This is a genomic window from Candidimonas nitroreducens, from assembly GCF_002209565.1.
In the GTDB taxonomy this organism is placed as follows: Bacteria; Pseudomonadota; Gammaproteobacteria; order Burkholderiales; family Burkholderiaceae_B; genus Candidimonas; species Candidimonas nitroreducens.
Genome location: NZ_NJIH01000008.1, coordinates 26,258 through 43,954, shown reverse-complemented (window position 1 = coordinate 43,954; position 17,697 = coordinate 26,258). Strand labels below are relative to the sequence as shown.

Here is a 17,697-nt window from a genome sequence, read left to right as displayed (position 1 = left end):
CATGGGCAGCAATCCGCAAGAAAACAAAGCGGCCACGCGCGGCGCGGCCGATACCGGCGCCGCACAGACGAAGCCCCCGGAGCCGCACAAGGCTGTCGGGCAGGCCGGCCCGTCCGGTGCAGACGCGCCGGGCGGCCAGGCGGCCGTCGAGCCGGGCGCCTATGGCCCCGATGCCGCAGAACACGCCGCCCTGCTGGGCGAGATCGGCCCCTTGCCGCTGCGCGGCACTGCCTGGCCGACCCTGATCAAGATCATGGCCTGGGCCGTGCTGATACTTGTCGGCATGCAGATCACCCTGGTCGCCACCGGCCCGCACAGGCACGACGTCAGCCCCGTGGCCGCGGTGGTGGTGCTGGTGTGCTTCCTGGCGCTGCTGATCGTGGCGCGCTTCATGCTGATGTCCGAAACGCGCATCACGCAGGACGGCATCGAACAAAGCTGGATACGGCCGCGCCGCATTGCGTGGGACGACATCCTGTTCGTGCGCTATATACCCATGCTGACCTCGAAGCGGCTGATCTGCTTCAGCCGCAGCGGCCGGCCGGTGGTGTTCCAGGCCGGCACCCGCGAACTGCGGGCCGCCTTCGCCCGCATCGCCCAGGTGTACCGGCGCCGCTAGCGGGCGCCGGGCCGCCTTCGGAAAGTAAAGCCCGTGCCCGCGGCTGGCGATCAGTTCAGCGGCGGGGAATACATCAGGCCGCCCTTGGTCCACAGCGCGTTCAGACCGCGCTGCAGCTTGAGCGGGCTGCCCATGCCGACGTTGCGCTCGAAGCTTTCGCCGTAATTGCCGACCTGCTTGATGATGTTGTAGGCCCACTTCTCGTCGACGCCCATGTTCTTGCCCGCGCCAGGGGTCACGCCCAGCAGGCGCCGCACGTCGGGGTTCTTGCTGTCCAGGTTCTGGTCGACGTTCTTGGAGGTGAGCCCCAGCTCTTCGGCGTCGATCATGGCGTACAGCGACCACTGCACGATGTTCAGCCAGTTGTCGTCGCCCTGGCGCACGTAGGGCCCGAGCGGCTCTTTGGAGATGATCTCCGGCAGCACCATATAGTCGTCGGGCTTGCTGAGCTTGGAGATGCGTATCGAAGCCAGGCCCGAGGCATCGGTGGTGAAGACGTCGCAGCGGCCCGCCGCGAAGGCGTTGACGACCTCGTTGAACTGCTCGATGACCACCGGCTTGTAGTGGATGCCGTTGGCGCGCGCCCAGTCGGCCATGGTGTTCTCGTTGGACGTGCCGGTCTGCATGCAGACCGTGGCGCCGTCGAGTTCCTTGGCGCTTTTGACATTGAGCGACTTGGGCACCAGGAAGCCCTGGCCGTCGTAGTAGTTGATGCCGGCGTGGATCGCGCCCAGCGCCGTGTCGCGCTGCTGCGTGACGGTGGTGTTGCGCGCCAGCAGGTCGATCTCGCCGGACTGCAGGGCGGTGAAGCGCTGCTGCGAATTCAACGGCACCGCCTTGAACTTGGACGCATCGCCCAGCGTGGCCGCGGCCACGGCGCGGCACATGTCCACGTCCAGGCCCTTCCACTCGCCCTTGGAGTCGGGTGCCGAGAAGCCGGCAAAACCCGTGGTCACGCCGCACTGCACGTAGCCGCGCTTCTTGACCACGTCCAGCGTACCGGCGCAGGCCAGCTGGGTCACGGAATACATCAGCAGCGCGGCGGCCGCATATTTGGCGTAACGCATGAACATCCCCTATGAGAATCCCTGGAGTGAAGCTTCAGGCCGATATTACCGCAATCGCGGTGGCCGGAATCGCCGACTCCAACGCCGCCCGAACGCCGCGTATCCTGGAATGTTCAGACTCATCTACATTTTGGAAAAGACTGCCACGGGCCAACGCGGCTGCAGCCGCGCTGCCGAGGCTCGCCGCCGCGGCGGTCACCATCGCGGCACGCACCGTCGTGGCGCAGCTTGCAGGTGCAATGGCGGCGCACAAAGCACGAGGCCCGGCTGCGCCGGGCCCTGCGTACCAACAAGAAGAAGGCGTCAATCGAGCTTGATGCCCGCGGTCTTGATGACCTTGGCCCACTCGGCTTCCTGCTCGTCGGAATACTTCTTGAATTCCGCCTGCGTCATGGGCATGGGCTCTACGCCGATGGCGCGGATCTTGCCGTCGAGCTGCGGGCTCTTGAGTGCGGCCTCGAGGTCGGCGCTGAGCTTGCCGACCGCGTCGGCCGGCATGTTCGCCGGGCCCACCAGGCCCTGCCAGGCGTAGGCATTGAAGTTCTTGACGCCCGCCTCGGCCATGGTCGGCACGTCGGGCAGCAAAGCGATGCGCTGCGGCGTGGCCGTGGCCAGCACGCGGATCTTGCCGGCCTTGATATTGGCATAGGCCGAGGCCGAATCCACGAAGGCCATGTCGACCTGGCCGCCCAGCAGGTCGGTCATGGCCGGGGCCGCGCCCTTGTAGGGCACGTTGACGATCTTCACGCCGGCGCGCTGGTTGAACATTTCCAGCGCCAGGTGGTGCGGCGAACCATTGCCGGCCGAAGCGGAGGTGAGCTTGCCGGGCGACTTGCGCGCGGCTGCCAGCACGTCGGCCAGCGTTTTGAAGGGCGACTTGTCGTTGACGGCCAGCATCAGCGGGAAGCGCGCCAGCCCGCCTATGTAGGTGAACTTGGCCGGATCGTACTGCAGGTGGGAATAAAGCGAGGGATTGTAGGCCAGGGTGCCGGAATCGGCCGTGCCCACGGTATAGCCGTCGGGCTTGGATTTTTCGACATAGGTGGCGCCGATGATGGTGCTGGCGCCCGGCTTGTTCTCGACGATGATGCTGACGCCGAGCTTCTTCTGCAGTTCGGCCGCCACCATGCGGCCGATGACGTCGGAGCCGCCGCCGGCAGCATAGGGGATGACCCAGTGCACCGGCGCACTCGGCCAGGACGCGGCCGAGGCGAGGCCGGCAACGCTCAGGGCCGACACGGCCACGAGCCCTTTCAACAATCTGGACATGGGAAAACTCCTGGAGGCTGACCCGCCCGGTACGGCGCCTTTGCCGTGGTACAGGAGCGGAGCGGGTTCAAATTATTCGACTTGTATCGCGGCTTTTAAGCGCACGTTGTTATGAATTACGTAACAATGTTATGCAGATCAGCGCCAATTATGCCGGAAGCCTGCAGTTCCCGGCATTAGGAAATACCATCATCCTGCCTTGCACCCGACGCGCCCTGCGCCTGCGCATCGCCGGCGATGACGCGCGACAGAAAGGCCCGGGTACGCTCGTGGCGCGGCCGCAGCAGCACCTGGCCGGGCGGGCCCGATTCGACGATGACGCCGCCGTCCATGAATGCAATGGTATCGCCCACGTCGCGTGCGAAGGCCATTTCGTGGGTTACGACTACCATCGTCATGCCGTCTTCGGCCAGGCCGCGCATCACCGCCAGCACCTCGTCGACGAGCTCGGGGTCGAGCGCCGAGGTGGGTTCGTCGAACAGCATGAGGCGCGGCCGCATGGCCAGCGCCCGGGCGATGGCGACCCGCTGCTGCTGGCCGCCCGACAGGTGGGCGGGATAGGCGCCGGCCTTGGCCAGCAGGCCCACCCGCTGCAGCAGCGCCTGCGCGTGCTGGATCGCCGCGGCCCGGCTCTCGCCCTTGACGCGCAGCGGCGCCTCGATGATGTTTTCCAGCACCGTCATGTGCGGGAACAGATTGAAGCGCTGGAACACCATGCCGATGGCCGAGCGCTGGCGGCACACCTCGCGTTCGCCCAGCTCGTACAGGCAGTCGCCGCGCGCCCGGTAGCCCATCAGTTCGCCATCGACCCAGAGCCGGCCACCGTCGATTTTTTCCAGGTGGTTGATGCAGCGCAGGAAGGTGCTCTTGCCCGAGCCCGAGGGGCCGATCAGGCACAGCACTTCGCCGGCGGCGACTTCCAGGCTGATGCCCTTGAGCACCTCGTCGCGCCCGTAGCGCTTGTGCACGTCGACGGCGCGCACCATGGGCTGTTGCGCGGGCCGGCCCGCGGCGGCTTCGCGGCTCGCGGCGAACAGGTCTGCGCTTGCGGGCGCGTCAGCGTGTGCCATGCGGCCCCGTCCCGCGCGCCAGGCGCCGTTCCATGAAATACTGGCCGATGCTGGTGATCGTGGTCAGCACCAGGTACCAGAAAGTGGCCACCAGCATCAGTTCTATGGTGTGCAGATTGGCCGAAGAGATGTTCTCGGCGGCAGTCAGCAGGTCGCCGCCGGCGATGACCGAGACCAGCGAAGTGGCCTTGAGCAGCGAAATGAACTGGTTGCCCGCCGGCGGGATGATGACGCGCAGGGCCTGCGGCAGGATGATGCGGCGCATGGCCAGCGTGCGGCGCATGCCCAGCGCCTGCGATGCCTCGTACTGGCCGCGATCCACCGCCAGCAGCCCGGCCCGCATGATCTCGGCCATGTAGGCGGCCTCGTTCAGGCCCAGGGCCACCACCGAGGCGACGAAGGGCGTCATGAGGGTATTGGTGTCGAACGGGCCGATGTGCTGGAACAGCAGTGCCAGGTTGCCCCACAGCAATATCTGCACCAGCAGCGGGGTGCCGCGCACCAGCCAGGTGTAGAAGCCGCTGCTCAGGCGCAGCACCGGGCTGGACGACAGGCGCATCAGCGCCAGCACCGTGCCCAGCGCCAGGCCGATGATCTCGGCCAGCACCGCCAGCACCACCGTGGTGCGCAGCCCCGCCATGATGGCCGGCGCGAACTGGTACTGGGCGATGACCGGATGCTGGATGTTCGGGTTGCGGAATATGGACACGGCCAGCAGCGCCAGCAGCACGCCCACCACCGCGCTGCCCGTCCAGAGCCACGGGCGCCGCAGCGGAACGATGCGCGTCATGCGGCCGGCCCGGCGCGGCGTGAGCCCGGGTGCCGTGCGGCCCCGCCCCTGCGGGCCGGGCTTGCACTAGGCCTGATGTTCACAGCTTGAGGTTCTTGCCGCCGTTGATCGCGGCGGACTTCAGCGCCCCGTCCGCCACCCCGTACTTTTGCAGGATCTTGAGGTAGCTGCCGTCGGCAATCAGGGCGTTCAGGGCCTTTTGCAGCTGGTCGCGCAAGGCGGTGTTGTCCTTGGCCACGCTGATGCCCAGCGGCACCGGCTGGTACACATGGCCGGCCACCACGTCGAACAGCTTGCCGTTGTCGGCCGTCTTGGCCAGGTAGACCATGACCGGCGAATTGCCCAGGAAGGCCGCCACCCGGCCGGTCTGCACCTGCAGGCGGGCGTCCGACGGCTGGGCGTACTGCATGTTCTTGATGGCCGGCTTGCCGGCGGCGCTGCACTTGGCGTTGACTTCGTTGACCAGCGTCACCTGCGTCGAGCCTTGCACCGTGGACACGGTCATGCCGCACATGGTTTCCAGGCTTTGCACATGCTGCGGGTTGCCTTTCTTGATCAGCAGCATGGTGCCCAGGTTGAAGAAGTCGACGAAGTCCACCAGCTCTTCGCGCTTGGGCGTGTCGTTCATGAGCGTGAAGGAGATGTCGATGCGCTTGGCCTGCATGGCCGGCAGCAGGCCGCTGAAGGGCATGGCCTTGAAGACGATCTGGCGGCCCATCTGCTTGCTCATGGCCGCCGCCAGGTCGACGATGACGCCCTGCAGCGTGGTGCCGTCCGAGGCATAAGAGATCATCGGCGGGCTGTTGGTGATGGAGCCGGCGGTGATCGGGCCGGCGGCCTGCGCCGCCAGCGGCATGGCCGCGCACACCGCGGGCAGCGCAGCGGCCAGCATGAATTTTTGGAAATATCGCATCGTTGCTCCTGGTTATGTTTTCTTGTTTCGATGCATGGTAGATGCCCACGCCGCCCGGCCCGCCGCGCTATTCCTGGCAGCGGCAAGGCCGGTAAAAAATTCTAGCAGAAGCATGCCCGCCGTGGCATTGCGCCGCAACGGGCGGGGCGGGCTGGTTCCCGGCTGCTACGCGCCCCCGGGTAGGCGCGCCGGGTAGCTGCGCGCGCCGAAGATCGCCGAACCGATGCGCACTTCGGTCGAGCCTTCCTCGATGGCCAGTTCAAAGTCGCCGCTCATGCCCATGGACAGGCGCTCCAGGCCCAGGAAGCCGTCTTCGCGCAGGCGCCCGCGCCACATCCGCAGGCAGCAGAAACACTCGCGCACCGCCTGCGGGTCGTCGGACTGCACGGCCAGGGTCATCAAGCCGCGCGGACGCAGGCTGTGGAAAGCGGCGAGCTCGCGCAGGAAGGCCGGCAGCGCGGCCGGATCCAGCCCGAACTTGCTGGGCTCGGGCGAGGTCTTGACCTGTACCAGCACGTCCAGCGCCCGGCCTTCTTTCTGCAGGCGCAGATCCAGCTCGCGCGCAAGATCCAGCCGATCGAGCGACTGCACTTCAGCGGCCAGCCGCGCCGCATCGCGCGCCTTGTTGGTCTGCAGGTGGCCGATCATCACCCATTGCGGCCCGTCGGCCTCGAACTGCGCCGCCTTCTGGCGGATTTCCTGAGTCTTGTTCTCGCCGAAACGCCGCAGGCCCAGGGCCATGGCCTGGCGCACGGCCTCGACGCCGAAAGTCTTGCTGACCGGCAGCAGCGCCACCTCGGCGGATGCGCGTCCGGCACGGGCGCAGGCCGCCGCCATACGGGTGCGTATCGCCGCCAGGCGGCTTTCCATGGAATCAGGTATCGGCAGGTCTGTGGTCATTGCACACTAATTTTTCATTGGGCGCCTCTACTGTACTTCTTCTTTTTGCTTTACTTCTTTACAGTAAGGGTCTCGCCCGGAAACCTCCGGGCCGGGGCCGCCGGCGGATGCTATCCGCGCGCGGCGCCCGCCCTTTCTCGCCCTCCACGGATCCCCCCGCCATGAACGACGCCTCGCACCAGATTTCCATGACCATACTGATGACGCCGGACATGGCCAATTTCTCGGGCAATGTGCACGGCGGCTCCATACTCAAGCACCTGGATCTGGTGGCCTACGCCTGTGCCAGCCGCTATGCGGGCACCTATGTGGTGACCCTGTCGGTCGACCAGGTGATGTTCCGCCAGCCCATACACGTGGGCGAACTGGTCACCTTCCACGCCTCGGTGAACTACACCGGCCGCACCTCCATGGAGATCGGCATCAAGGTCGTGACCGAAGACATACGGCGCAAGCTGGTGCGCCACACCAACAGCTGTTATTTCACGATGATTGCGGTCGACGACCAGGGCACCCCGGTAGAGGTGCCCCCGCTCACGCCCGCCACCGAGGAAGAAAAGACGCGCTACAAGGCGGCGCAACTACGCCGCGAGCTGCGCCAGGAAATGGAGCGCCGACATCAGCAGATCAAGCACGAAGTGGCCTGAGCCCCGCGCTGCGCGGGGCGCCCCGTTTCAGCGCACCATGCCCGCGGCGGCGGTCTGGTGGGTGGCGGCGTCGATCAGGATGAAGGCCCCGGTGGCCGCCTGCTCGTCGTAAGGATCCAGCGCCAGCGCTTCACGCGTGGTCACGGTGACCCGGCCTATGTCGTTCATGGCCAGGGCGCCGCCCGCGCCGACATCCTGCAGTTCCTGGATGTCGCGCCGCGTATGCACGGCCTTGATGCGCGCCTGGGTCAGGCGCGTGCCCTGCTTCAGCCAGTACTGGCGCACCGGACTCAGGGCCCGCTGATCCAGCCAGCAAAGCTCGGCCTCGAACTCGCGCGCCACTCGCAGCGGCGCATCCTGCGCCACGATCAGGTCGCCGCGCGACACATCGATGTCGCGATCCAGCACCACGGCCACGCTGTCGCCGGCATGCACCGCGTCGACGTCGCGATCGAACTGCACCAGCCGCGCCACGCGGGCGGTGGCGCCGGCCGGCAGCACCTTGATTGCGTCGCCCACCGCCAAGGTGCCGGCGGCCAGCCTGCCGGCGTAGCCGCGGAAGTCATCCACCGCATGCCCGTCGTGGCGTATGACCCACTGCACGAAGAAGCGCGCCTCGGCCCGCGGCAACGGGCCGCCCAGCGGCAGGTTTTCCAGCAGCGCCAATAGCGGCAGGCCGTCGTACCACGGCGTATGCTCGGAGCGGCGCACCACGTTGCCGCCCTCCAGCGCCGACATAGGCACGATGTGGAAGTGGGCAATGCCGAGCTTGGCTGCCAATTCGGCATAGGCGGCGCGGATGCGTTCGAACACCTGCGGATCCCAGCCGACCAGATCCATCTTGTTGACCGCCACCACGATGTGGCGCAGGCCCAGCAAATGGGCCAGCGCGCTGTGGCGCTTGGTCTGCGGCAGCAGCTTGCCGTCGCGCACCCGGCTGGCGTCGATCAGGATCACCGCCACTTCGGCGGTGGAAGCGCCGGTCACCATATTGCGCGTGTACTGCTCGTGGCCGGGCGCATCGGCAACAATGAACTTGCGCAGCGGCGTGGCGAAGTAGCGATAGGCCACATCGATGGTAATGCCCTGCTCGCGCTCGGCCTCCAGGCCGTCGGTCAGCAGCGACAGGTCGATCTCGCTGGCGGCGGCGCGCTTGTACTTCGAGCGCGAGATGGCAGCCAGCTGATCGGCGAACACGCCCTTGCTGTCGTACAGCAGGCGGCCGATCAGGGTGGACTTGCCGTCGTCGACCGAGCCCGCGGTGATCAGGCGCAGCACACCGGAGTCGGCGGCGGACAGCCAGGATTCATTCACTGCATTCATTAGAAGTACCCCAGTTTCTTGCGACGCTCCATCGATGCCTCGGAGGTCTGGTCGTCCATGCGCGTGGCGCCGCGCTCGGTAATGGTGGTGATGGCGGTCTCGGCAATGATGGCCTCGGGACTGGCCGCGGTCGAGGCCACCGGGCAGGTGCACGAGATGTCACCCACCGTGCGGAAGCGCACGCTGCGCGTTTGCACCGCCTCGCCCGGCTTGGGCGGCGTGAGCCGCGTCACCGGCACCAGCATGCCGTTGCGTTCGACCACCCGGCGCTCGTGCGAGTAATAAATAGAGGGCAGGCTCAGGCCTTCACGCCGGATGTACTGCCAGACGTCCAGCTCGGTCCAGTTGGAAATCGGGAAGACGCGCATGTTCTCGCCCTTGTGAACCTTGGTATTGAACAGGTTCCAGAGTTCGGGGCGCTGCGCCTTCGGATCCCACTGTCCGAACTCGTCGCGGAACGAGAACACGCGCTCTTTGGCGCGGGCCTTTTCTTCGTCGCGCCGCGCGCCGCCTATGCAGGCGTCGAAGCCGAATTCCTCTATAGCCTCGAGCAGCGTGGTGGCCTGCGCGGCGTTGCGCGAATCGGTCTCGCGGCGCAGCACCACGCTGCCGCGCGCAATGGAATCTTCTACACTGCGCACGATCAGGCGCTCGCCCAGCTCGGCCACGCGCCGGTCGCGGAACGCTATGACCTCGTCGAAATTGTGGCCGGTGTCGATATGCATCAGCGGAAACGGAAAGGCCGCGGGGCGGAAGGCCTTCTCGGCCAGGCGCAGCAGTACCACCGAATCCTTGCCGCCCGAAAACAGCAGCACCGGGCGCTCGCACTCGGCGGCGACCTCGCGCAATATATATATGGCTTCCGACTCCAGCCAGTCCAGGTGTGTACGCGAAGAGATATCGCCCATGTTTCGTTTCCTTTATCAAATACCTTGATGCTGCGTGGCGGCCTTGTGTGAGGCGGCCGCTGCCGCCGGCCCGGACGCGGCGCCGCCGGCCGCGTCCGTTAGCCCAGTTGCCTGCACTTCGGGCGCCGCGGCCGCGCCCGGGGCGCCGGCCGGCGCCAGATTGCCGGCGTGCAGCCCGCATTCCCGCGAGTCGCGCTGTTCCCACCACCAGCGTCCGGCGCGCACATCCTCGCCCGGCCGCACCGCGCGCGTACAGGGTTCGCAGCCTATGGACGGATAGCCCTGGTCGTGCAGCGGGTTGTAGGGGATGTCCAGGCCGCGTATGGCGTCCCAGAGCTGCTGTTGCGTCCAGGCCGCCAGCGGGTTGTACTTTTGCAGGCCGAACACTGTGTCGAATTCGGATTCCGGCAGCTCGGCGCGTGTCGTCGACTGTTCGCGCCGCTGGCCGGTAAGCCAGGCCGAGCGCCCCGCCAGGGCGCGGCGCAGCGGCTCGACCTTGCGTATGCCGCAACAGGCCTTGCGCAGCTCCAGGCTTTCATAGAAAGCGTATTCGCCATGCTGCCGCACGTGCTCGCGCACGGCGGCCGCGTCGGGCCGTACGCGGCGCACCTGGATGCCGTAGCGCTGGGCGATCACGTCGACCATGCCGAGCGTCTCGGCGTGCAGGCGCCCGGTGTCCAGGGTGAAGACTTCGATGGGTGCGTGCGCGCAGGCGATGGCATGCAGCAGCAGCATGTCCTCGGCCGCCAGCGAGGAAGCAAAGACTGCGTCCGAGTGGCTCGCACCTATTGCCGCCACGCGTTCCACCAGCGCGGCCCAAAGCGCGGCCAGCGGCTGCGCCAGATGGGGCTGTTCCGGGCCGGAATGCGCGGTGCCGGATCGGGCCGGAGCCGGAACCGGGTTCGGGATTGCTGTAATGCTCACGAGTGTCTGGTGCCTGGCCCCGAGGCCGCGGGCTTGCCGGCTTCGGGGCGGAATTGGGGGAACTCAAGTGTGGGCGCTGCGCACACACAAAGGAACGAATTATTCGTTAGCTGTTTATGGGTGCGGGACATTAATCCCGCCGCACATAAGCTCATAGCGCGCAGGTGAGAGGCCCCGTTCCGATTTCTGTTGCGGCCGCCTCTTTGCGGATATGCCGGACTGGCGCGCCGCTGGATTGCGCGCATGGGCCATCAGGGGCCGGCGGCCCTGGCGCCCATGGGTATCGGCGGGGTATCGCCGCAACACATGGGGCCGCATCATGCCTATTTAATACGTCCCTATTTAATTAATATATTAACAAAATAGGGACGTATTAATATAGCAGCAATATAATTACCCTTGCAGCCCGGCTGTTCCGGCCGCAATCCCAGGCGCCAACGGCGTGATAGCCGCGCCTGCTCCCGACCGCGCAACAGCCGCCGATCCACGCCGCTCGCGCTTTAAACACCGCCGATACGCCCAGCTTATAAAGTCATCCCCCTCCCCTCCCAAGCAAAGGCCGCTCAAATGTCCACACCCATGCCGCATGCCCTTCCTTCCTACCTGGATCCCGCCAACCTCGGGCCCTGGGGCATCTATCTCGAACAAGTGGACAGGGTCGCGCCCTATCTGGGGCGCCTGGGCAAATGGGTCGAAACGCTCAAACGCCCCAAACGCGCCATGATCGTCGATGTGCCGGTAGAGCTGGACGACGGCACGGTGGCCCACTTCGAGGGCTACCGCGTGCAGCACAACATATCGCGCGGCCCCGGCAAGGGCGGCGTGCGCTTCCACCAAGACGTCACACTGTCCGAGGTCATGGCGCTGGCCGCCTGGATGTCGGTCAAGAATGCGGCGGTCAACCTGCCCTTCGGCGGCGCCAAAGGCGGCATCCGCATCGATCCACGCAAGTTCTCGACAGCCGAGCTGGAAAAAATCACGCGCCGCTACACCAGCGAGATCGGCATCATCATCGGCCCCAACAAAGACATCCCGGCGCCCGACGTCAACACCAACGCCCAGACCATGGCCTGGATGATGGACACCTATTCCATGAACGAAGGGGCTACCGCCACCGGCGTCGTCACCGGCAAGCCGGTCTCGCTGGGCGGCAGCCTGGGGCGGGTCGAAGCCACCGGCCGCGGCGTTTTCGTCGTGGGCTGCGAAGCGGCGCGCGAACGCGGCGTCACCCTGCAGGGCGCGCGCGTGATCGTGCAAGGCTTCGGCAACGTGGGCGGCACGGCGGCGCGCCTGTTCTACCAGCTCGGCGCCCATGTCATTGCCGTGCAAGACCATACCGGCTGCGTACACAACGCCAAGGGGCTGAACGTGCTGGCCCTGCTCGACCACGTCGAAAAGAACGGCGGAGTGGCCGGCGCCCCCGACAGCGAAAGCCTCACGGCCGAAGAATTCTGGGGGCTGGAAACCGAGATCCTGATCCCGGCCGCACTCGAAGGCCAGATCACCCGCCACAACGCCGACCTGATCCGCGCAGCCATCGTGGTGGAAGGCGCCAACGGCCCCACCACGCCCGAGGCCGACGACATTCTGGCCTCCAAGGGCACGATCATCGTGCCCGACGTCGTCGCCAATGCCGGCGGCGTCACGGTCAGCTATTTCGAATGGGTGCAGGACTTCTCCAGCTTCTTCTGGACTGAAACCGAAATCAACCACAGGCTGGAAGCCATGATGCGCGCGGCCTACACCTCGATTTCCGCGGTGGCCCGCGAACACGGCGTCAGCATGCGCACCGCCGCCTACATCGTGGCCTGCTCGCGCATCCTGGAGGCTCGCGAAGTGCGCGGGCTGTATCCCTGAAAAACCCGGGGCGCCGCGGGCAAAGACGTACAAATCAAGGCCGGCGGCGCCCCATGGCGGGCTTCATCTTCCACCGCTTCCGGAGCGGCTTGCCGGGCAGGCGGCCGGTACGCACACCGTTCCCTGCATGATTTTTCTGGCGGTGCGCACCACGCCCGCCCTGGCGACTCCCGGCCTGCCGCCACGGCTGCAAAGTTCGATCGATATCCCGATGCGCCCCGCCGGATGGAGCACCGACACGACACCGCGGGAAAAGGCGGCATCGCCGCGAAACGCCGATGACACGGTGTCCGGCAGGACGAGGCTGGCGGCCACGCCTATGGCGCCAGTCACTGCGTGGCGCGGTGGCAGCGCTGCGGCGTGAAGTAGCGCGAGCAGATGGACGAGCCGCCTCCGCCCGGGATCACCAGTACCGGCTTGGGCACGACGCTGTCCGAGACATCCAAGAGGCCGGCCTTGGGGTGGCCGCCGTACCCCGGCTGGCATTGCCGCGCAAAAGGCATTCGACGCTGCGCGGCATCCCGCTGATCGAGCCCGAAGTCTCCCGCACCTTGAGGCTGTTGCGCCGCAAGAACCACCCTTTGTCACCTACGGCCAAGGTTCTTTACGATCAGATCAAGAAAGAGCCCGGACGGCTCTGACGGCATGCTGCGCCCATGCATGGGCGCGGCATGCGCAAGGCGGCTTACGCGGCCGATCCTGGCCCCGACAAGTCGAGCCGGCGGCGCGTCTCGTAGCGGCGCGTGCGGGCGCTGTACGGATCGACGAATTCTATGGCACGGGCCAGCAACAGCAGCGGCCGGGAATAATCGTCGTACGGCGGATGGGCGCGCGGCGCCGGATAGCAGGGGTCGTTGCAGATAGGTATGCCCAGCGCGCTCATGTGCACGCGCAGCTGATGCTTGCGGCCCGAGGCGGGACGCAGGCGGTAGCGCCCCAGCGCACCGTGCCGCTCGACCAGTTCGATGCGGGTTTCGCTATTGGGCTCGCCGGGCACCTCGCGCATGTCGAAGCGCTCGGGTATCCGCTGGATGCGGCTGCGGCGCACGCAGGGCAGCTCGAGCCCTGCGCGCAGCGGGGCGATGGCCTCGTATTCCTTCAGCACCAAGCGGGACTGGAACAGCGTCTGGTAGCGGCCGCGGCTGGCCGGGTCGGCGCAGAACAGCATCACGCCGGCGGTATCGCGATCCAGGCGGTGCAGCGGGCTGAGCTGCGGCATGTCCAGCGCGGCGCGCAAGCGCGACAGCGCCGTCTCGCGCAGGTAGCGGCCGCCGGGCGTGCTGGCCATGAAATGCGGCTTGTCCACCACCAGCAGGCGCTCGTCGCGATACAGTATGGGCAGCTCGAACGGCAGCGGCTCCTCGTCGGGCACTTCCCGGTAGTACCACAGCCAGCGCCCCGGAATATACGGCGCGTCGGCCGCCTGCGGCACCCCGGCGCCATCGACGATCTCGCCGCGCTCCAGGCGCGCGCGCAGCACCTCCGGCGCTACATAGGGGAAGCGCCGCAGCATGAATTCCAGCAGGCCGGCCCACGGCCCCGGGGGCAGGAATACGCGGCTGGGCGCCACGCCGCCGCGCATGGGCAGCGGCGCAATCGAGCCGTCCCGATGATGCAAGACGGCCACGGCTATGTCTGCGCCCGCGCCCGGCTGGCCGTGCCGGGGCCCGCTGCCGGCGAGGAACCGGGCACCGGCGCCGAAGCCCGCGCGGCCCCGGGCCCCCGGCCCGATGCGGACTCCCGCGGCGTCCAGTCGAGGATCACCTTGCCGCTCTGCCCCGACAGCATGGCCTCGAAGCCGGCCCGATAATCGTCGGCCGCGTAATGATGGGTAATGATGGGCGAGAGGTCCAGGCCGCTTTGCAGCATGGCCACCATCTTGTACCAGGTCTCGAACATCTCGCGCCCATAAATGCCCTTGATCTCCAGGCCCTTGAAGATCACCTTGGTCCAATCTATGCCGAAGCCCGCCGGCGGAATGCCCAGCATGGCGATGCGTCCTCCATGGTTCATCTGCTCGAGCATCGAAACGAAGGCGCTGGGCACGCCGGACATCTCGAGCCCCACGTCGAAGCCTTCGGCCATGCGCAGTTCGCGCATGACGTCGGGCAGCGATTCGCGCGTGACGTTGACCGCGCGGGTTGCGCCCAGCCGCCGGGCCAGATCCAGCCGGTAATCGTTCACGTCGGTGATCACCACATTGCGCGCCCCGACGTGGCGGGCAATGGCCGCCGCCATGGCGCCTATGGGGCCGGCGCCGGTAATGAGCACGTCCTCGCCCACCAGGTCGAAGGCCAGCGCGGTGTGCGTGGCGTTGCCGTAAGGGTCGAAAATCGCCGCCAGATCGTCGGACACGTCGTCGGGAATCTTGAAGGCGTTGACGGCGGGCAGCGCCAGGTATTCGGCGAAGGCGCCCGGTCGATCCACGCCCACGCCGCGCGTGTTGCGGCACAGGTGGCGCCGGCCGGCGCGGCAGTTGCGGCAGTATCCGCAGGTGATGTGGCCTTCGCCCGAGACCCGGTCGCCGATGGCGAAGCCGCTTACCTCCTGGCCGATTTCGACGATCTCGCCCACGTATTCGTGGCCCACGTGCATGGGCACCGGGATGGTGCGGCTGGCCCATTCGTCCCATTTCCAGATGTGCACATCGGTGCCGCAGATCGCCGTCTTGCGTATGCGGATCAGCACGTCGTTGTGGCCAACCGCCGGGCGGTCGACCTGAGTAAGCGTCAAACCGACGCCCGCCTGCAGTTTTGCCAGAGCCCGCATGTCGCGCTCCTGGAGAGAAAATTGAAGAAGCCGGCCTTCCGGACGGAACCGCGGCGCCACCATTCAGACCACGGGCGGCGCTGCTTGGCCCAGGCATCGCCCGAGCCCATGGTCAGGAACCAGTGCCGAGCACACCGAGCCTGCGGCCGGCGCGCCCGAAGGCCGCCACCGCCCGGTCGATCTGCTCGTCGGTGTGGGCGGCGCTCATCTGGGTGCGGATGCGCGCCCGCCCGCGCGGCACCACGGGATACGAAAAGGCGGTCACGTACACGCCCTCGCGCAGCAGTTCCTCGGCCATGCCGGCCGCCTTGCGGGCGTCGCCGAACATGACCGGCACGATGGGGTGGCTGCCCGGCACCAGATCGAAGCCGAGCTGCTGCATGGCCTGGCGGAAGCGCCGGCCGTTGGCATGCAGCCGGCGGCGCAGGCCCGCGCCTTCGGCGCCGCGCAGCAGTTCCAGCACCCGCAGCGAGGCTGCCACGATGCCCGGCGCCAGCGTATTGGAAAACAGGTACGGCCGCGAACGCTGGCGCAGCAGCTCGACCACTGAAGCATGCGCGGCCACGTAGCCGCCCGAGGCCCCGCCCAGCGCCTTGCCCAGCGTGCCGGTAAGAATATGCACGCGGCCCTGCACGCCGCAGTGTTCCGGCGTGCCGCAGCCGTGCTCGCCCATGAAGCCCACGGCGTGGGAATCGTCCACCATGACCAGGGCATCGTACTTGTCGGCCAGGTCGCAGATGGACTTCAGGTCGGCGACGATGCCGTCCATCGAGAACACGCCGTCGGTGGCGATCAGCTTGTAGCGGGCACCCGCGGCGTCGGCCGCCCGCAGTTGCGCCTCGAGGTCGGCCATATCGTTGTTGGCATAGCGATAGCGCTGCGCCTTGCACAACCTGACGCCGTCGATGATGCTGGCGTGGTTCAGGGCGTCGCTGACGATCGCGTCGCGCTCGTCCAGCAGCGCCTCGAACAGGCCGCCGTTGGCATCGAAGCAGCTCGAATACAGGATGGCGTCGCCCATGCCGAGAAAGTCGGCCAGTTCGCGCTCCAGGCGCTTGTGCCCGGTTTGCGTGCCGCAGATGAAGCGCACCGAGGCCAGCCCGTAGCCGGCGCTTTCCTGGCCCTGCCGGGCCGCCTCGACGAGCCGCGCATCGTCGGCCAGGCCCAGGTAGTTGTTGGCGCAGAAATTCAGCAGCCGCGTGCCGTCGGCCAGCGTTACCTGGGCCGCTTGCGGCCCATCGATGACGCGCTCGGGCTTGTAGAAGCCGTCGTCGCGCAGCTGCTGCAGCTGCGCCTGTACATGGTCGAGAAAAGGTGGATGCATGGCGATTGATTCCCTGGCGGCCAAAGGCGCCGGCCAACGCATGCCGGGCCGCGCTCCGCTGCGTATTGCGCGGCCCGCGGCGCGCTTCCGGGCCCCGGGCCTGCTTGATTCCATCCCTTATATCTTATACCCGCCATAGCCGCGCAAGCCCGCCGCCCGACTGCGCTTGCCGCCGGCGCGCCCGCCCCTACGATCGCCGCGGCGGCGCGGCGCAAAGCGGGCAAAAGCCTGCGCCTACTCCGTCCGCATATGCAGTGTGTCGGCCAGATGGCGGTATGCGGCCAGGTCTTTCTTGATCTGGGCAGTGACCTCGGCGGGGCTCATGTGCTGGGTTTCCATGCCAGACTCCAGGAAGCGCTCTTTGATCGTGGCATCCGCCAGCACCCCGTCCAGAGCCGCGTTCAGCTTCCTGATCACTTCGGGGGGCGTACCCTTGGGCGCCATGAGCGCGATCCATTGCGACATGTCGAAGCCCTTCAAGCCGGACTCGTCCAAAGTGGGCACCTCGGGCAGGCCCGGAAAGCGCTTGATGGTCGTGACCGCCAGCACCTTCAATTTCCCCGCCCGCAATTGCGGCATCACCGGCCCGGTTCCAAGAAACGCCATGGGTATCTGCCCCGCCACCAGATCGGCTATGGCCTGGCCGCCTCCCTTGTATGGAATGTGGGTGATGGACACGCCCGTCATGGCCTTGAATTTTTCGCCGGCAAAATGCTGGTTGTTGCCCACCCCCGACGAACCGAAGGAATACTTGCCGGGGTGGGATTTCAGCAAGCCGACGAGCTGGGCCACGCTGCTCGCCTGAGTGTTGGGGTTCAGAACCAGTACCAGCGGGCCTCGCGAAAGCATCGCGATGGGCTCGAAGTCGGCGACCGGATCGTATCCCGTCGTGCGCACCGCCGGCGATGTGACAATGGCGTCTGGCGCCACCAGCAGCGTATAGCCATTGGGCCTGGCCTTCTTCACGGCCACGGCGGCCAGATCGCCGTTGGCGCCCGGGCGATTCTCTACCACGAAGGTATCGTCCAGCTTCTTGCTGAGGCGATCCGCCACCAGCCGGGCGACGATGTCGGTCGAGCCGCCGGGGGAAAAGCCCACGATCATCGATACCGGCTGCTTGCCCGGCCACGTATCGGCCTGTGCCCCGGTGCACAGCAAACCCAAGGCCACACCCGCCAGCGCGAGATACTTTTTCATTGCTTGTCTCCTTGTCTTCTTGACACAGATCCACCCGGCCCCGATTAGTCGCGGCAAGGTTCCTGTACTGCTTCTTCTTATGCTTGTTGCAATCAGCCGGGCACGCCGTGCGCGGCCTGG

At 66.9% G+C, this 17,697-nt stretch carries 17 protein-coding genes and 1 pseudogene; 4 read left to right on the top strand and 14 right to left on the bottom strand.

What is annotated here, in order from left to right; translation table 11 throughout:
- Nucleotide 1 precedes the first annotated feature (1 nt).
- The gene (locus CEY11_RS14205; protein WP_233154886.1) at nt 2-619 is read left to right on the top strand and encodes a hypothetical protein; all 618 of its coding nucleotides are present in this window, start codon (nt 2-4) and stop codon (nt 617-619) included.
- Between the two features lie 50 nt (nt 620-669).
- On the opposite strand, the gene CEY11_RS14200 is transcribed toward CEY11_RS14205, so the two are convergent.
- The 6 genes from CEY11_RS14200 to CEY11_RS14175 form a co-directional block, all read right to left on the bottom strand.
- The gene (locus tag CEY11_RS14200) at nt 670-1,686 is read right to left on the bottom strand and encodes an amino acid ABC transporter substrate-binding protein (RefSeq protein WP_088604342.1); all 1,017 of its coding nucleotides are present in this window, start codon (nt 1,684-1,686) and stop codon (nt 670-672) included.
- Nucleotides 1,687-1,989: 303 nt separating this feature from the next.
- Nucleotides 1,990-2,955 (bottom strand): Bug family tripartite tricarboxylate transporter substrate binding protein, encoded by a 966-nt coding sequence (locus CEY11_RS14195; protein WP_088604071.1) that lies wholly within the window; start codon nt 2,953-2,955, stop codon nt 1,990-1,992.
- Between the two features lie 176 nt (nt 2,956-3,131).
- Nucleotides 3,132-3,941 carry an amino acid ABC transporter ATP-binding protein gene (locus CEY11_RS14190; RefSeq protein ID WP_088604341.1) on the bottom strand — a complete coding sequence of 270 codons (810 nt, stop codon included), beginning with the start codon at nt 3,939-3,941 and terminating at the stop codon, nt 3,132-3,134.
- 70 nt (nt 3,942-4,011) lie between these two features.
- Entirely contained in the window at nt 4,012-4,815 is an 804-nt protein-coding gene (locus CEY11_RS14185; protein ID WP_088604070.1) for an amino acid ABC transporter permease, read from the bottom strand.
- 79 nt (nt 4,816-4,894) lie between these two features.
- Nucleotides 4,895-5,728 carry an ABC transporter substrate-binding protein gene (locus CEY11_RS14180; protein ID WP_088604069.1) on the bottom strand — a complete coding sequence of 278 codons (834 nt, stop codon included), beginning with the start codon at nt 5,726-5,728 and terminating at the stop codon, nt 4,895-4,897.
- Nucleotides 5,729-5,893: 165 nt separating this feature from the next.
- Nucleotides 5,894-6,628: a YggS family pyridoxal phosphate-dependent enzyme gene (locus CEY11_RS14175; protein WP_233154885.1), complete on the bottom strand. Its 735-nt coding sequence runs from the start codon at nt 6,626-6,628 to the stop codon at nt 5,894-5,896.
- Between the two features lie 161 nt (nt 6,629-6,789).
- On the opposite strand from CEY11_RS14175, the gene CEY11_RS14170 reads away from it, so the two are divergent.
- Nucleotides 6,790-7,275 carry an acyl-CoA thioesterase gene (locus tag CEY11_RS14170; protein ID WP_088604068.1) on the top strand — a complete coding sequence of 162 codons (486 nt, stop codon included), beginning with the start codon at nt 6,790-6,792 and terminating at the stop codon, nt 7,273-7,275.
- 27 nt (nt 7,276-7,302) lie between these two features.
- Here CEY11_RS14170 and CEY11_RS14165 read toward each other — a convergent pair whose 3' ends face one another.
- From CEY11_RS14165 to CEY11_RS14155, 3 genes are read right to left on the bottom strand one after another with little or no spacing between them, the layout of a single operon-like run.
- On the bottom strand, nt 7,303-8,598 hold the full coding sequence (locus CEY11_RS14165; protein WP_088604067.1) for a sulfate adenylyltransferase subunit 1: 1,296 nt from the start codon (nt 8,596-8,598) through the stop codon (nt 7,303-7,305).
- The gene (gene cysD / locus CEY11_RS14160; protein WP_088604066.1) at nt 8,598-9,506 is read right to left on the bottom strand and encodes a sulfate adenylyltransferase subunit CysD; all 909 of its coding nucleotides are present in this window, start codon (nt 9,504-9,506) and stop codon (nt 8,598-8,600) included. The genes CEY11_RS14165 and cysD overlap by 1 nt, the downstream gene beginning before the upstream one ends.
- 15 nt (nt 9,507-9,521) lie before the next feature.
- Nucleotides 9,522-10,349, bottom strand: coding sequence for a phosphoadenylyl-sulfate reductase (locus CEY11_RS14155; protein ID WP_088604339.1), 828 nt, complete (start codon nt 10,347-10,349; stop codon nt 9,522-9,524).
- A 648-nt stretch (nt 10,350-10,997) separates the two neighbouring features.
- Between CEY11_RS14155 and CEY11_RS14150 the strand changes: the two genes are divergently transcribed.
- Nucleotides 10,998-12,287 carry a Glu/Leu/Phe/Val family dehydrogenase gene (locus CEY11_RS14150; RefSeq protein WP_088604065.1) on the top strand — a complete coding sequence of 430 codons (1,290 nt, stop codon included), beginning with the start codon at nt 10,998-11,000 and terminating at the stop codon, nt 12,285-12,287.
- A 63-nt stretch (nt 12,288-12,350) separates the two neighbouring features.
- Here CEY11_RS14150 and CEY11_RS26110 read toward each other — a convergent pair whose 3' ends face one another.
- On the bottom strand, nt 12,351-12,572 hold the full coding sequence (locus CEY11_RS26110) for a hypothetical protein (RefSeq protein ID WP_408608129.1): 222 nt from the start codon (nt 12,570-12,572) through the stop codon (nt 12,351-12,353).
- Between CEY11_RS26110 and CEY11_RS25760 the strand changes: the two genes are divergently transcribed.
- On the top strand, nt 12,566-12,928 hold the full coding sequence (locus CEY11_RS25760; protein WP_233154884.1) for a LysR substrate-binding domain-containing protein: 363 nt from the start codon (nt 12,566-12,568) through the stop codon (nt 12,926-12,928). The two genes, CEY11_RS26110 and CEY11_RS25760, sit on opposite strands and share 7 nt — an antisense overlap.
- A gap of 44 nt (nt 12,929-12,972) precedes the next feature.
- Here the strand turns inward: CEY11_RS25760 and CEY11_RS14135 are convergent, their stop codons facing one another.
- From CEY11_RS14135 to CEY11_RS14120, 4 genes and pseudogenes are all read right to left on the bottom strand, one after another.
- A complete protein-coding gene (locus CEY11_RS14135) occupies nt 12,973-13,914 on the bottom strand; it encodes a pseudouridine synthase (protein ID WP_332888368.1) in 942 nt (313 codons plus the stop codon).
- A 119-nt stretch (nt 13,915-14,033) separates the two neighbouring features.
- Nucleotides 14,034-15,056: pseudogene (tdh, locus tag CEY11_RS14130) on the bottom strand (L-threonine 3-dehydrogenase); the annotation flags it as partial.
- A gap of 112 nt (nt 15,057-15,168) precedes the next feature.
- The gene (locus CEY11_RS14125) at nt 15,169-16,380 is read right to left on the bottom strand and encodes a glycine C-acetyltransferase (protein ID WP_088604063.1); all 1,212 of its coding nucleotides are present in this window, start codon (nt 16,378-16,380) and stop codon (nt 15,169-15,171) included.
- A 234-nt stretch (nt 16,381-16,614) separates the two neighbouring features.
- Entirely contained in the window at nt 16,615-17,577 is a 963-nt protein-coding gene (locus CEY11_RS14120; protein WP_088604062.1) for a Bug family tripartite tricarboxylate transporter substrate binding protein, read from the bottom strand.
- Nucleotides 17,578-17,697 lie beyond the last annotated feature (120 nt).